The 13,938-nt window shown below is 70.9% G+C and carries 15 protein-coding genes; 7 read left to right on the top strand and 8 right to left on the bottom strand.

The genetic code is table 11. The features are described 5' to 3' along the window. Positions 1-70 precede the first annotated feature (70 nt). A complete protein-coding gene (locus tag JHE00_RS31240) occupies positions 71-1,846 on the bottom strand; it encodes an acetyl/propionyl/methylcrotonyl-CoA carboxylase subunit alpha (protein WP_200325154.1) in 1,776 nt (591 codons plus the stop codon). A gap of 70 nt (positions 1,847-1,916) precedes the next feature. Continuing rightward, a complete protein-coding gene (locus JHE00_RS31245) occupies positions 1,917-2,207 on the bottom strand; it encodes an SAV_915 family protein (protein WP_200325156.1) in 291 nt (96 codons plus the stop codon). 76 nt (positions 2,208-2,283) lie between these two features. On the opposite strand from JHE00_RS31245, the gene JHE00_RS31250 reads away from it, so the two are divergent. Next, positions 2,284-2,985 (top strand): hypothetical protein, encoded by a 702-nt coding sequence (locus JHE00_RS31250; RefSeq protein ID WP_200325158.1) that lies wholly within the window; start codon positions 2,284-2,286, stop codon positions 2,983-2,985. 18 nt (positions 2,986-3,003) lie between these two features. Here the strand turns inward: JHE00_RS31250 and JHE00_RS31255 are convergent, their stop codons facing one another. From JHE00_RS31255 to JHE00_RS31270, 4 genes are all read right to left on the bottom strand, one after another. Continuing rightward, on the bottom strand, positions 3,004-4,359 hold the full coding sequence (locus JHE00_RS31255) for a dicarboxylate/amino acid:cation symporter (RefSeq protein WP_200325160.1): 1,356 nt from the start codon (positions 4,357-4,359) through the stop codon (positions 3,004-3,006). Positions 4,360-4,536: 177 nt separating this feature from the next. Beyond that, positions 4,537-5,163 carry a Maf family protein gene (locus JHE00_RS31260; protein WP_200325162.1) on the bottom strand — a complete coding sequence of 209 codons (627 nt, stop codon included), beginning with the start codon at positions 5,161-5,163 and terminating at the stop codon, positions 4,537-4,539. 20 nt (positions 5,164-5,183) lie between these two features. Beyond that, on the bottom strand, positions 5,184-6,611 hold the full coding sequence (locus JHE00_RS31265) for a DHA2 family efflux MFS transporter permease subunit (protein WP_200325164.1): 1,428 nt from the start codon (positions 6,609-6,611) through the stop codon (positions 5,184-5,186). An 85-nt stretch (positions 6,612-6,696) separates the two neighbouring features. Next, entirely contained in the window at positions 6,697-7,353 is a 657-nt protein-coding gene (locus JHE00_RS31270; RefSeq protein WP_200325166.1) for a GntR family transcriptional regulator, read from the bottom strand. A gap of 54 nt (positions 7,354-7,407) precedes the next feature. On the opposite strand from JHE00_RS31270, the gene JHE00_RS31275 reads away from it, so the two are divergent. Beyond that, on the top strand, positions 7,408-8,697 hold the full coding sequence (locus tag JHE00_RS31275; protein WP_307832199.1) for an MFS transporter: 1,290 nt from the start codon (positions 7,408-7,410) through the stop codon (positions 8,695-8,697). Here the strand turns inward: JHE00_RS31275 and JHE00_RS31280 are convergent. Continuing rightward, complete coding sequence (locus JHE00_RS31280) at positions 8,650-8,880, bottom strand: acyl-CoA carboxylase subunit epsilon (protein ID WP_307832200.1); 231 nt, start codon at positions 8,878-8,880, stop codon at positions 8,650-8,652. The two genes, JHE00_RS31275 and JHE00_RS31280, sit on opposite strands and share 48 nt — an antisense overlap. Beyond that, on the bottom strand, positions 8,877-10,517 hold the full coding sequence (locus JHE00_RS31285) for an acyl-CoA carboxylase subunit beta (RefSeq protein WP_200325168.1): 1,641 nt from the start codon (positions 10,515-10,517) through the stop codon (positions 8,877-8,879). Before JHE00_RS31285 ends, JHE00_RS31280 begins: the two co-directional genes overlap by 4 nt. A gap of 71 nt (positions 10,518-10,588) precedes the next feature. Here JHE00_RS31285 and JHE00_RS31290 point away from each other — a divergent pair, with 71 nt between their 5' ends. The 5 genes from JHE00_RS31290 (at position 10,589) to JHE00_RS31310 (ending at position 13,936) form a co-directional block, all read left to right on the top strand. Next, positions 10,589-11,422 (top strand): biotin--[acetyl-CoA-carboxylase] ligase, encoded by an 834-nt coding sequence (locus JHE00_RS31290; RefSeq protein WP_372440522.1) that lies wholly within the window; start codon positions 10,589-10,591, stop codon positions 11,420-11,422. A 63-nt stretch (positions 11,423-11,485) separates the two neighbouring features. Continuing rightward, complete coding sequence (locus JHE00_RS31295) at positions 11,486-12,064, top strand: PH domain-containing protein (protein ID WP_200325170.1); 579 nt, start codon at positions 11,486-11,488, stop codon at positions 12,062-12,064. Between the two features lie 3 nt (positions 12,065-12,067). Further along, positions 12,068-13,015: a hydroxymethylglutaryl-CoA lyase gene (locus tag JHE00_RS31300; protein ID WP_200325172.1), complete on the top strand. Its 948-nt coding sequence runs from the start codon at positions 12,068-12,070 to the stop codon at positions 13,013-13,015. Between the two features lie 148 nt (positions 13,016-13,163). Further along, complete coding sequence (locus JHE00_RS31305; RefSeq protein WP_200325174.1) at positions 13,164-13,607, top strand: YbaB/EbfC family nucleoid-associated protein; 444 nt, start codon at positions 13,164-13,166, stop codon at positions 13,605-13,607. Next, entirely contained in the window at positions 13,604-13,936 is a 333-nt protein-coding gene (locus JHE00_RS31310) for a hypothetical protein (RefSeq protein WP_200325176.1), read from the top strand. Before JHE00_RS31305 ends, JHE00_RS31310 begins: the two co-directional genes overlap by 4 nt. Positions 13,937-13,938: the final 2 nt, after the last annotated feature.

Below are 13,938 nucleotides of genomic sequence, written 5' to 3' on the forward strand. Positions count from 1 at the left end.
TGGTAGGTCCGTCGCCACGCGCTCTGCCACGAAACTGAGCGTCTTCTCAACTCCGAAGGCCGATTGTTGTTCAGTCCTCGAGCTCGAGCAGGACCGAACCTTGTGTGACCGCGCTGCCGACCTCGACCGTGAGACCCGTGACGGTGCCCGCTTTGTGTGCGGTGACCGGGTTCTCCATCTTCATCGCCTCGAGCACCGCGATCAGCTCGCCCGCCTCGACCTGCTGGCCGTCGGCGACGGCGACCTTGACGATGGTGCCCTGCATCGGCGCCGTCACCGCGTTGCCACTGACCGCGGTCTTCGTGCCGCCGCCGCGCTTGCGGGGCTTGGCCTTGGCCGCACCGCCACCGGATCCGCCGCCGAGCGCGAGCCCGCCGGGCAGCGACACCTCGAGACGTCGCCCGCCGACCTCGACGACGACGCTCTGCCGCTCCTCGGGCTCCTCGCCGGCCTCGGCCGGGGCCGTGAACGGCTCGATCTGGTTGTCGAACTCGGTCTCGATCCAGCGCGTGTGCACCGAGAAACCCTCGTCGTCGCCGACGAAAGCCGGGTCCTCGAGGATCGCGCGGTGGAACGGCAACACCGTGGCCAGGCCGTCGGCGACCATCTCCGCGAGTGCGCGCTTGCTGCGTTCGATGGCCTGCGTCCGGTCGGCTCCGGTGATGATCACCTTGGCGAGCATCGAGTCGAACTGCCCGCCGATGACGCTTCCCGACTCCACCCCGGAGTCGACGCGGACGCCGGGACCCTCGGGGAACACGAGTTTCGTGACCGTGCCGGGAGCGGGCAGGAAGTTGCGGCCCGCGTCCTCACCGTTGATGCGGAACTCGATGGAGTGCCCGCGCGGCGTGGGGTCCTCGGTGAACGGCAGTTCGTGACCCTCGGCGATGCGGAACATCTCGCGCACGAGGTCGATGCCGGTGGTCTCCTCCGACACCGGGTGCTCCACCTGCAGGCGCGTGTTCACCTCGAGGAAGGAGATCGTGCCGTCGACGCCGACCAGGTACTCCACCGTGCCGGCGCCGGAGTAGCCGGCCTCCTTGCAGATGGCCTTGGCCGAGGTGTGGATCGTGGCGCGCTGCTCGTCGGTCAGGAACGGCGCGGGCGCCTCCTCCACGAGCTTCTGGTGCCTGCGTTGCAACGAGCAGTCGCGGGTGCCGACCACCACGACGTTGCCGTGCTTGTCGGCGAGGACCTGTGCCTCCACGTGGCGCGGCTTGTCGAGGTAGCGCTCGACGAAACACTCGCCGCGGCCGAACGCGGAGACGGCCTCACGGGTGGCCGACTCGAACAGCTCGGGGATCTCCTCCTTGGTGCGGGCGACCTTGAGGCCGCGACCGCCACCGCCGAACGCCGCCTTGATGGCGACGGGAAGACCGTGTTCCTCGGCGAAGGCCACAATCTCCTCGGCCGTCTCCACCGGGTCCTTCGTTCCGGGCACCAGCGGGGCGCCGGCCTTCAGCGCGAGATGGCGCGCGGTGACCTTGTCGCCGAGGTCGCGGATGGCCTGCGGGCTCGGCCCGATCCAGGTCAGCCCCGCGTCGAGCACGGCCTGCGCGAAGTCGGCGTTCTCGGAGAGGAATCCGTAGCCGGGGTGGACCGAGTCGGCGCCGGAGCGCTTCGCGGCGTCGAGCAGCTTGTCGAACACCAGATAGCTGTCGGCCGCGGTCGTGCCGCCCAGCGCGAACGCCTCGTCGGCCAGTCGCACGTGCGGGGCGTCGCGGTCCGGGTCGGCGTAGACGGCCACACTGGCCAATCCTGCGTCCTTGGCCGCTCTGATCACGCGGACGGCGATTTCGCCGCGATTGGCGACGAGCACCTTCGTCACGCTGGCTGGCTCAGGCACGCTTACCTCCCTGTTAGCTGCTCAAAGGTGGAGTTTACGGATCCGCCAAGGCCGGGAGGTGAGAGGAGACTCACGCCATCGGGGAAGCCTGATGCCGCCACTCGGTGGGGATTTCTCCGTCGAGGACGATCACGTCGTAGGGCTGGCGTTCGTGCAGCTTCGGCAGGTGCTCGGAGCGGACCATGAGCCACGGCTGGTGCTCGCCGCAGCACTCCACCAGGCGGTCGACGGCCGTGTAGGCGAGCAGCGCGACCCGGCCGTCCTCGGTCCGGCGCAGTTCGACCGTGGTCTCGCCGGTGCCGTCTACGGCGTGCGGGCCGGTGGGCAGGTACAGCATCGGGGGCAGGTGTGGGTTCGTCACGCCGTCAACATAGACGTGCGCGCAGCGTCACCTGACTTACGCTCGTCCGGGTACACCGAGGGGGAGGAGATCCGTGGTGTCCGAGTCGGCGCTGCCCAGGTCCGTCCTGCTGACCGCCGTGCTGGCCTCGGCCGTCATCGTGGGCGCGCTGGTGTCGGCACTGCTGTTGCGCCCGGAGACGCCCGCGCCTGCCGCGGGCGGTATCGCTCATCCAGTGCCGTCGACCTCGGCCACCAACTGTGGCGACGAGCCGTGCCAGGTGATCGCGGGGACGTCGGTGAACGGGATGAAGGTGGACCTGCTCGCCGACAGCGATGGCGGCACGGGTCGCCTGCGCGCGGGCGGCCCCGCGTCGGGCACCGTCTCCGAGGTCTCGATCACCACGATGGGCGTGCAGCTCAACCACGACTCGCTGCGGTGCGCGGAGACCGAGACCCCCGTGTGCCTCGTCCGAGGGCCGCACGACGGCGGGATGGCGGGCGAGGTCCACGTGTGGCGCGGCGACAGCTGGCAACCCGCGCCCCGGCCGTACTTCTCCGACGCGGGCAACGTCGTGCTCGACGACGCGTCCGGCGACGCCACACCCGAGGTCGTGGTGGTGCGCCACGAGTGCGGCGACGCCGAGGACGCGTGCGAGCAGTCGCCCGTGCTGGCGAAGGTGTTCGACCTGCAGGGCGGGGAGATCGGGTGCACCGGGACCTACGGTTCACCCGGCTCCCTGCGCGGCTGGCCGGACGTCGATGTCGAGGAGTACGAGCTGTCGGAGTGCCCTTCGTAGTCCTCGCCGTTGTCGCCGTTATGCCGAGGCGGTGGCGGGGGCCTTCGCCGCGGTCTCGCCCGTGTCGCTCAGCAGCGGCGGGGTGCTCGGCGAGTTGAGGACCTCGTCGTCGAGCAGGCCCTCACTGCGGGCGACCAGCGTCGGCACCACGATCTGGCCGGCGACGTTGGTGGCGGTGCGCATCATGTCCATGATCGGGTTCACCGAGTAGATCAGCGCGATGCCCAGCGCCACCTGGCCCGCGTCGAGGCCGATCACCGTGGTGGTGAGGGTCAGCGCGGTCAGCCAGCCCGTGGTGCCCGCGGTCGCGAACGCGCCCAGCACGGCGACCACCACGATGCCGATGTACTGCCCGAAGCTCAGTGACACCCCGGAGATGTTGGCGATGAAGATGGCGCCGATCGCGGGGAACACCGCGGCGCAGCCGTCCATCTTGGTGGCGCTGGCCAGTGGCGTCGCGAAGGCCGCGTAGCCGGGGTCGACGCCGAGGTTCACCGTGGTCTGCCTGGTCAGCGGCAGCGTCGCACCCGAGGACTGCGAGGCGAACGCGAACTGGATCGCCGTCCACGCCTTGCCGAAGAACCGCGCCGGGCTCACCTTGGCGACGAAGTGCAGCAGGATCGGGTAGACGACGAACAGCACCAGCAGCGACCCGACGTAGACCGAGGCGGTGGCCGACAGCAGCGGCCGGAACAGCGAGTCGCCGTAGTTCGCGACGGCCGCGCCGATCAGGCCGAGGATGCCGATGGGGGCGAGGCGGACGATCCAGCCGAGGTAGCGCTGGATGATCTCGAAGATGCTGGTGGTGAGGTCGACGAACGGCTTGGCGCGGTCGCCGAGGCTGTAGGCGGCGGCGCCGATGACCAGCGCGAGGAACAGCACCTGCAGCGTCTCGCCCTCGGCGAAGGCCGCGATGAAGTTGCTCGGCACGATGCCCTCGACGAAGGCCGTCCACGAGCCCCAGCTCTCGACGCTGCCCGCGGCCTTCTCGGCGTTCTCCGCCGTGGCCTGCGCGTCACCGAGCCCGCCGCTGCCCGGGTTGAAGATCAGCCCGACGGCGATGCCGATCAGCACGGCGATGAACGAGGTGATCGCGAACCAGAGCACGGTTTTGCCGCCGAGCCTGGCCGCGGTGCGCCCGCCGCCGAGCCTGCGCAGGCTGCTGATGCCGACGATGATCGCCGTGAAGACCAGCGGGATGACCGCGACCTGCAGCAGCGTCGTGAAGACCGAGCCGATCTGGTCGAGTACTTCGGTGAGCCAGCCGGTCTCGGTGGCCCTGGCGAGGGCGCCCAGCAGCGCACCGGCGACCAGTGAGCCGATGACCGCGGCCGCGAAGACCGGGGGTTTGGTGTAGGTGCGCAGGAAAGACACGCGTCCGCTCCGATATCTGAAAGAGATTCTCGAATCTGCCGGAGTGAACAACGCGTGAGTGGTCCGCGAGCTTCCTGGCGCGGATCTGTCTCACATCCTGGGAGCGCTGGGACGCGGTGAAGGGCACCTTCACTGCGTTCAATGCAGTAAAGGTGCCCTTCACCGCATGTGGGGTGGCTAGCCCGCGGGGCGCCAGAGGTGGGTTACCGGGACACCGACTTCCGCCAGGAGGCGGCGGGTCAACGGGAGGCTGATTCCCACCACACTCGACGGGTCGCCCTCGATGCGCTCGACGAACCAGCCGCCGAGGCCGTCCAGGGTGAACGCGCCCGCGACGGCCAGCGGCTCGCCCGTCGCGAGGTAGGCCTCGAGCTCGTCCTGGCTCGGGTTCGCGAAGTGCACCGTGGTGGTCTGGTGCCCGGCCGCGACCGCGGTCACCTCGCCGTCGCGCAGCCTCAGCACGGCGTGCCCGGTGAGCAGGTCGCCGCTGCCGCCCGCCATCGCGGCCCAGCGCTTGCGGGCGATCTCGGGCGTGCCCGGTTTGCCGACCACGTCGCCGCCGATGGCCAGCATCGAGTCGCAGCCCACCACCACCGCGTCGCCGCCCGCGATGCCCGCGGTGGCGGCGACTGCCTCGGCCTTCGCCTTCGCCAGCGCGGTGACCAGCTCGGCCGGGGTCGGATCGGTCAGCGAGGCCGCCAGCGCGTCCTCGTCGACGCCCGACACGACCACGCTCGGGTCGATTCCGGCCGCGCGCAGCACGGCGAGGCGGGCGGGGGACGCGGAGGCCAGCACGAAACGCACGCGCCGAGGTTAGAGGATCCTCACGCCGAGGTCCTCGACGGTGCCGGGGCCCGTTGCCTGCCCGGCTCGCGCATCGTCGCCGCCGCGAGCACCCCCAGCAGCAACACGACGATCGGCAGCAGCAGCGTCTCGCGCACCGCCGTCGTCAGGCCGTCGTGGGTGGGGCCACCCGCCGCGGTGATCCTGGCCTGCAGCAGCACGCCCGTCGCCGCGCTGCCGAGCACGCCACCCACCTGACGGGCGGTGTTGAAGATGCCCGACGCGGCGCCGGCGAGGCTCGGCTCCACCGCTCCCATGGTGGCGTTCGACATCGGCGAGAAGATGAACCCGATGCCGAGTCCGCACAACAGCAGGGCGGGCACGAACGACCAGGGACTGCTGTCGACCCTCGCCTGCAGCGACAGCACGCCGAGCCCCGCTGCGAGCGCGATGAGCCCGAACATCAGCAGGTACTTGGGCGTCATCCGGTCCGAGAGGCGGCCCGCGAACGGCGCGGTGATCCCGGCGAGCAGCGACATCGGTGCCGTCAGCACGCCCGCCATCGTCGGCGAGAGCCCGAGCACCTCCTGGATGTAGATCACCAGTGGCAGGAACATCCCGGTCAGCGTGAAACCGACGGTCATGGCCGTGAGGCTGCCCGCCGAGAACGTCCTGGCCCCGAAGATCCGCAACGGCAGCAGCGGCTCGTTGCGGTTGATCCGTTGCCAGAACACGAACGCGGCGAGCAGCACCAGTCCGGCGCCGATGAGCATCAGGACGTTCACGGGCCCGAACACCGTGCCCCAGTCGTAGTGCTGTCCGTTCTGCACGCCGAACACGACGAGGGACAGCCCGGCGCCGGACAGCGCGATGCCGAGTACGTCGAACCGGTGCGAGCGGCGGGGCTGCCAGTCGGGCACGAGCAGCACCGTGAGCACCATCGCGACCACGCCGATGGGCACGTTGACGAAGAAGATCCACTCCCAGCCGAGGTGCTGGACGAGCACTCCGCCGAGCAGCGGTCCCGTGATGGTCGCCAGCCCCGCGACGCTGCCCCACAGCCCCATGGCCGGGCCCCGTTTCTTCGGCGGGAACAGGTGGGTGATGAACGCCAGAGTCTGCGGTGTCAACAGCGCGGCGCCGAGGCCCTGCACCGCTCGCGCGGCGATCAGCAGCCCGGCGACGTGCGCGAGCCCGCACCACAGCGACGCGGCCGTGAACACGAACAGCCCGGCGAGATACACGCGCTTGGGCCCGAAGCGGTCGCCGAGCCTGCTGGTGAACAGCATCGGCACCGCGTAGGTCAGCAGGTACACGCTGATCACCCAGACCACCGAGTTCAGATCGGTCCGCAGCCCGCGCAGCATGGCCGGGATCGCGATCGACACGATGGTGGTGTCGAGCAGGATCATGAAGAACCCGAGGCACAGCGCCGACAGCGCGGCCCAGGGGCTGGCTCGCTTGATCATCGGGCTCCGCCTGGGTGAGACGACCGGTCCCCCCGCGGTTCATTGCACTCGCGTCGCGCGAGGCGGAGCAAGCGCCGTTTTTCAGTCAGCTGTCGAGCAGCGCGCCGTGGGTGCCGCCGATGTGTACGCCCAACCGTGCGCGGAATCCCTCCGCGTCACCGGCCAGCAGGAGTTCGCAGAGCGTGTCGTGCTCGGTGAGGATGGCGCTGTAGCGGCTCGGTGCGCGGTGCAGCGCCGAGGTGGCCATGCGCACCTGCCGGTCGTGCAACCCGGAGTAGAACTGCGTGATGAGGCCGTTTCCCGCGGCCTCCACGAGCGTGGCGTGGAACCGCCGGTCCAGGCGCGAGAACGCGTCGGTCTCCGCGGGCACGTCGAGGGCGCGCTGCTCGCCGAGCGTCGCCCGCATGCGCCGCACGACCGCGGCCTGGTCGCCGCGGGCGATCACGGTGGCCGCGGCGTGGGACTCCAGCAGGATGCGGGCCTCGGTGACCTCGGCGACCTCGCTGGCCGACACGGGCACCACGAGCGCGCCGCGCTTCGGATAGAGCCGCAGCAGTCCCTCGACCTCGAGGCGCAGGAACGCCTCCCGCACCGGTGTTCGCGAGAGCTCCAGTGCCGTCGCGACCTCGCCCTCGCTGAGCAGCTGACCACCTTCGAGGTGGCCGTCCAGGATCTGGTTCTTGACCCACTCGTAGGCGCGCTCGCTCGCCGCTTTCGGCTGTGACCGGTCGCTCGTTGACACCCGCGCATCGTAGCGTGCAACTTAGATGCAACATAGATACAAGAAGGAGTCGAGGTGCGGGCGAGAAGCTGGCTGCCGTGGGCCATGTGGGGCCTAGGCGCGCTGTGCTATCTCACGGCTCTGTTCCACCGCATGAGCCTTTCGGTGGCCGGGCTGACCGCGCAGCAGCGCTTCGACATCGACGCCACCGGGCTCGCCGCGTTCTCCGTCGTGCAGCTCGGTCTCTACGCCGCGCTCCAGGTCCCCGTCGGCGTCGGCAGCGACCGGCTCGGCCCGCGCAAGCTGCTGCTCGCGGGCATGGCACTGCTGGCAGGCGGCACCGTCGTCTTCGCGCTCGCGAGTGCCTATCCGATGGCGATGGCGGGCAGGGCGCTGATCGGCGCGGGCGACGCGTGCATGTTCGTCAGCGTCCTGCGCATCGCCCACAACTGGTTTCCCGGCAGGCGCTACGCGCTGGTCTCCGCGCTCACCGGCATGATCGGCGGGCTCGGGCAGCTGATCGCCACGGCTCCGCTGTCGGCGCTGCTGGCCGCGCGGGGCTGGACGCCGACGTTCCTCATCGCCGCCGTGATCACCGTGGTGCTGCTGGTCGTGACGGGCTTCGCGCTGCGTGAGAGCCCCGCGCCCGTGCACCACGAGCGCACCGAACGCGAACCGCTGCGCGAGAGCCTGCGGCACGTGTGGCGGACCCGGGGCACGCGGCACGCGCTGTGGTGTCACTTCACGCTCATGGGCACGTTCGTCTCGTTCAGCGCCGTGCTCGGCCAGCCCTACCTCGTCGGCGCGCACGGACTGTCCGAGAGCACGGCGAGCACGCTGCTGGGTGTGCTGGTGATCGGGTTCGTGCTGGTCAGTACCGCTTCGGGGCAGCTGGCCTCCCGCAGGCCCGGCGTGCGAGGCCCGCTGGTGCTGGGCGCCGCGCTCGTCGCGATCGGGTGCTCGGCGCTGCTCGTCGCACTGCCCGAGCGGGTGTCGGCCGCCGTGCTCGCCGTGGTGCTGTTCCTGGTCGGCGCGTGCGGAGGCGTCAGCATGCTCGCGTTCGACCTGGCCCGCTCCTCGAACCACGGTCACCGCTCGGGCCTCGCCACCGGCGTGGCCAACATGGGCGGCTTCACCTTCGCCGTGATCGCCCAGTTCGGCGTGGGCATCGTGCTCGACGCGCTCGTCGGCGCGGGCGTGAGCGCCTCGACGGCCCACCGGCTCTCGTTCGCGGTGCCGCTCGTGCTCGCCCTCGGCGGGCTCAGCCGCGTCGTGCTGCTGCACCGGCACGCGGGCGTGCTGCCGCCCGCGACCGGTTCAGCGCGGAAGGGCCGACGCGCGCCAGGCACCCTGGCCGGGGCGTAGCGGCGCGCGGACCAGTGCCGCCCGGTCGGCCCAGCGCGAGCGGACGGGTGGCTCGGCCTGCGGCTCTTCGCCGGAGCCGAGCCCCGCCAGCACCACGGTGAGTGCGGCGAGCTCCGCGTCGTCCGGGTTGCCCCGCACGACGCGCAGCGATTCTGTCTGCACCTGCTCGTCGCCGGCGCTCACAGCGGGATGTTCCCGTGCTTCTTGGGCGGCAGCGTCTCGCGCTTGTCGCGCAGCATCCGCAGCGCGCGGGCCACGTAGCCGCGGGTGTGCGCGGGCGGGATCACGCCGTCGACGTAACCGCGCTCGGCGGCGACGTACGGGTTGCACAGCGTGTCCTCGTACTCCTGGATCAGCGCCGCGCGCAGCGACTCCACGTCCTCGCCGCCCTCGGCCGCCGACGCGAGCCGCTTGCGGTGCACGATGTTGGCCGCGCCCTGCGCGCCCATCACGGCGATCTGCGCGGTCGGCCACGCCACGTTGACGTCGGCGCCGAGGTGCTTCGAGCCCATCACGTCGTAGGCGCCGCCGTAGGCCTTGCGCGTGATCACGGTGACCAGCGGGACCGTGGCCTCGGCGTAGGCGTAGATCAGCTTCGCGCCGCGCCGGATGATGCCGTTCCACTCCTGGTCGGTGCCAGGCAGGAAGCCCGGCACGTCGACGAAGGTCAGCACCGGCACGTTGAACGCGTCGCACGTGCGCACGAACCGGGCCGCCTTCTCGGAGGCGTCGATGTCGAGGCAGCCCGCGAACTGCGTCGGCTGGTTGGCGACGATGCCCACGCTCTGGCCGTCGACCCTGCCGAACCCGACGATGACGTTGGGCGCGAACAGCTCGTGCACCTCGAGGAACTCGCCGTCGTCCACGACGCGGTTGACGACCTCGTGCATGTCGTAGGGCTGGTTCGGCGAGTCCGGCACCAGCGTGTCGAGCTCGCGGTCGGTGTCGGTGACACCGTCGGCGATCGAGTCGCCCGAGGGCTCAGGGGCCTCGAACACGGGCGGCTCGGACAGGTTGTTGCCGGGCAGGAAGCTCAGCAGCTCCTTGACGTAGGCGACCGCGTCGTCCTCGTCGGAACCGAGGTAGTGCGCGTTGCCGGACTTGGTGTTGTGCGTGCGGCCGCCGCCGAGGTCCTCGAACGTCACCTCCTCGCCCGTCACCGTCTTGATGACGTCGGGGCCGGTGATGAACATGTGGGACGTCTGGTCGACCATCACCACGAAGTCGGTGAGCGCGGGGGAGTAGACGTGCCCGCCCGCGTTGGCGCCCATGATCAGCGAGATCTGCGGGATCACCCCGGAGGCCTGCGTGTTGCGGCGGAAGATCTCGCCGTAGAGGCCGAGCGAGACCACGCCCTCCTGGATGCGGGCGCCGCCGCCCTCGTTGATGCCGATGATCGGGCGGCCGGTCTTGATCGCCAGGTCCATGACCTTGACGATCTTCTCGCCGTAGACCTCGCCGAGCGAGCCGCCGAACACCGTGACGTCCTGGCTGAACACGCACACGGGCCTGCCGTCGACCGTGCCGTGGCCGGTCACCACGCCGTCGCCGTACGGCCGGTTGTTCTCCTGGCCGAAGTTGGTGGACCGGTGCCGGGCGAACTCGTCGAGCTCGACGAACGAACCGGGGTCGAGCAGCAGGTCGATCCGTTCGCGCGCCGTCTTCTTGCCCTTGGCGTGCTGTCGCTCGACGGCTCTCTCCGAGCCTGCGTTCACGGCTGCTTCGTAGCGCAGGTACAGATCTGCGAGCTTGCCGGCCGTGGTGTGGATGTCCGGCTCTTCGTCGGGCGGCGTCCCGATCGGCTCCGTTGCACTGCTCATGGAACCGCAGCCTAGCCCCGGGCCCGTTGCCGCAAGTGTGGCGTAAGCAACGTCCTAGGGTTGACGTCATGATGCCGATCGACATGCCGATCGATGCAGCCCGGCTGCGCGCGGGTCTCGTCCGGCCCGCGGGACCGTTCGCCACGCTCGACGTCGTGGCCAGCACCGGCTCCACCAACGCCGACCTGCGCGAAGCGCTGGTCGCGGGGGCGGCAGACCGGACGGTGCTGATCGCCGAGGAGCAGACCGCGGGACTCGGCAGACGGGGCCGCACGTGGGTCTCCCCGTCGGGAGCGGGCGTGTACTGCAGCGTCCTGTTCCGGCCCGAGGGCGTGCCGTTCGCCGCGCTCGGTTCACTCGCCTCGGTGGCCGGACTCGCGCTCATGGACCTCACGCGCGAGCTCGACGTCGCGGCGGTGCTCAAGTGGCCCAACGACGTGCTGGCCGCTGCCGGCAGTGGCAAGCTCGCCGGCATTCTCGCCGAGGCCTCGTCGTCGGACGAGCCGAGCGCGATCCTCGGGATCGGGATCAACGTCTCGCCCGCGCGCGAGCCCGCGCGGCCGGGGCCGGGCGGGCTGGCGCCGTCGTCGCTGGCCGAGCTGGGCGCGAACACCACCGACCACACGGAGATCTCGCGGCTGCTGCTGACGTTCCTGCACCGGCGCGAGAGCGCGTGGCTGGCCGCGGCGGGCGATCTCGGCGCGGCCGGGCTGCTCGACGAGTACCGCGCGCACTGCGCGACGCTGGGCCAGCAGGTCAGGGTCGTCGTCGCGAGCGGGCAGGACCTCGTCGGCACCGCCGTCGATCTCGACCGCACGGGCGCGCTCGTGGTCGCGACGGCCGACGGTGACCGACGGACGATCTTCGCGGGAGATGTCGTGCACTTGCGTCCTGTTGCGGGGTGAACAGAGCTCCGTGGCGGTACGGTGAGCGCACGGCGTAGGACCGAGTTCGGGGGAGTGTTCGAGGTGGCCTATCCAGACGATCTGCTCAGCGAAGGCGAGCAAGTCGTGACTCACAAGCACCCGCATTTCAAGATGCTGGTGTTCCCGATCTTCGCGCTGCTCGTGACGCTCGGTCTCGGGATCTGGGCCGCCGTGGTGGTGGGCGACGCCGAGCCACCGTGGGACCTGGTCGGTCTGATCACGATCGGCGCCGTCGGGGTGCTGCTCATCGTGTGGCTGGTGCTCGTGCCGTTCGTGCGCTGGCGCACCACCCACTTCATCGTCACCACCGACCGCGTCATCGCGCGCGAGGGCGTCATCAAGCGCACCGGCATCGACATCCCGATGGCGCGCATCAACAGCGTCCGGTTCGAGCACGGCCTGCTCGACCGCGTCTTCGGCTGCGGCACGCTGGTCATCGAGTCGGCCTCCGAAGAGCCGCTGACCTTCGACGACATCCCCGGCGTCGAGCGCGTGCACACCGTGATCTACCGCCAGGTCAACGACAACCCGTACGACGACTACGGCGTCCAGACCGACCAGCTGCCGTACGGGCAGCAGGAGCCTCCGCCGCCGAGGCCGCCGCGGGGGAGGGGACGCTGAGCCGTGAGTACCCGTGATCTCGGCCTGCCGGAGCAGGTCGTCCCGCCGAAGGGGGAGCTGCCCTCGCGCGTGACGATCTGGGAGGTCGGCCCCCGTGACGGACTGCAGAACGAGAAGTCCGTGGTGCCCGTCGCGGTGAAGCTCGAGTTCCTCGACCGGCTCGCCGCCGCCGGACTGACGACGCTGGAGGCGACGAGCTTCGTGCACCCGAAGTGGGTGCCGCAGCTCGCCGACGCCGAGGAGCTGCTCGCGGACCTGACCCAGCGCGACGGGGTGCGCTACCCGGTGCTCGTGCCCAACGCGCGTGGCCTGGACCGGGCGCTGGCCGCCGGGGTCGGCCACATCGCGGTGTTCGCCAGCGCCACGGAGACCTTCGCCCAGCGCAACCTCAACTCGACGCTCGACGAGCAGTTCGCGATGTTCGAGCCCGTGATCACGCGGGCGCGGGCCGAGGGCCTCGAGGTGCGCGGCTACCTCTCGATGTGCTTCGGCGACCCGTGGGAGGGCGCGGTGCCCGCCGCGCAGGTCGCGCGCGCGGGCACGCGGCTCTTGGAACTGGGCTGCTCGGAGCTCTCGCTGGGCGACACGATCGGCGTGGCCACGGCAGGCCAGGTCGAGCGGCTGCTCGACACGTTCACCGAGAACGGCGTCGGCGTCGGCTCGCTCGCGGTGCACTTCCACGACACCTACGGCCAGGCGCTCACCAACACGCTGGCCGCACTCCGCCGTGGTGTGTCCACTGTGGATTCCTCGGCGGGTGGGCTCGGCGGCTGTCCCTACGCCGAGTCGGCCACCGGCAACCTCGCCACCGAGGACCTGGTGTGGCTGCTCGACGGCCTCGGTGTCGGGCACGGCGTCGACCTCGACGCGCTGGTCGCCACCAGCGCGTGGATGGCAGAGCAGCTCGGGCGGCCGAGCCCCTCGCGCGTGGTCAGGGCTCTGGGCGGCTAGCCGCAGCTCAAGAAGAGACGCGTGGCTGCCGATCTCTACGGCACAACGTTTCGGTTGCGAGTGGAACCGCGCGCCAGCACGCTGCGTCTGATGCGTTGCCGACCGCTGTCCGCTGTGACAGCAGACCAACGGACGTCGGGAGAGTGCCGTGACCGACCATCGTGCGCAGGTGGACCAGCTCCTCGCCGACTACCGGCGCAGTCGGGACCAACTGGCTTCCGTGCATCGCGAACTCGCGTCGATCAGCGAGTCGGCCACCAGTGAGGACGGGCTCATCACCGCGACCGTCGGCGCCAGGGGCGTCCTCACCGGCCTCGTGATCGCCGACGAGGCGTACGAGAAGTACCGGCCCGTGGAGCTCGCCGCGCAGATCGTGAAGCTCACCGGCGGTGCCACCGTCAAGGCGTTCGAGGGCGCGGGTGAGGTGCTGGCCCCCGCGCTGCCCTCGGGTACCGACCCGCAGGCGTTGCTGCTGGGCACGGCTGACCTGTCCGCCGAGGAGCTGGCCCCCGACGAGGTGCCCGACGACGAGGACGAGAGCTTCGACGACCGCAGCTGGCTCGCCCAGGCCGACTGGCCGAGGACGCGATGAGCGGCGAGGGACCGGGCTTCGAGGTCGACGCCGAGCGGCTCGGCGCTCACGCCGCCGAGTTCGAGGGTCTGGCCGACCGGGCCGCGCGGATCGTGGCCGACCTGCGGGGCAGCCTCGACGCGACGCCCGCGCCGTGGGGCTCCGACGAGGTCGGCCGCAGCTTCGCGGGCGCCCACGACGGTCCCGCGGGCGAGGCGCTGGGCGGTCTCGGCGAGCTGGCGGGCGGCCTCGGCGACATGGGCACCAGGTTGGCGTCGGCGGCGGGCGCGTACTCCACCGCCGACGCGGACGCGGCCGGGGATCTCAGCGACGCCGGTTCGGCCGGGTAGGG

Origin of the sequence: Prauserella cavernicola (assembly GCF_016595675.1) — a bacterium.
Lineage (GTDB): Bacteria > Actinomycetota > Actinomycetes > Mycobacteriales > Pseudonocardiaceae > Prauserella_A > Prauserella_A cavernicola.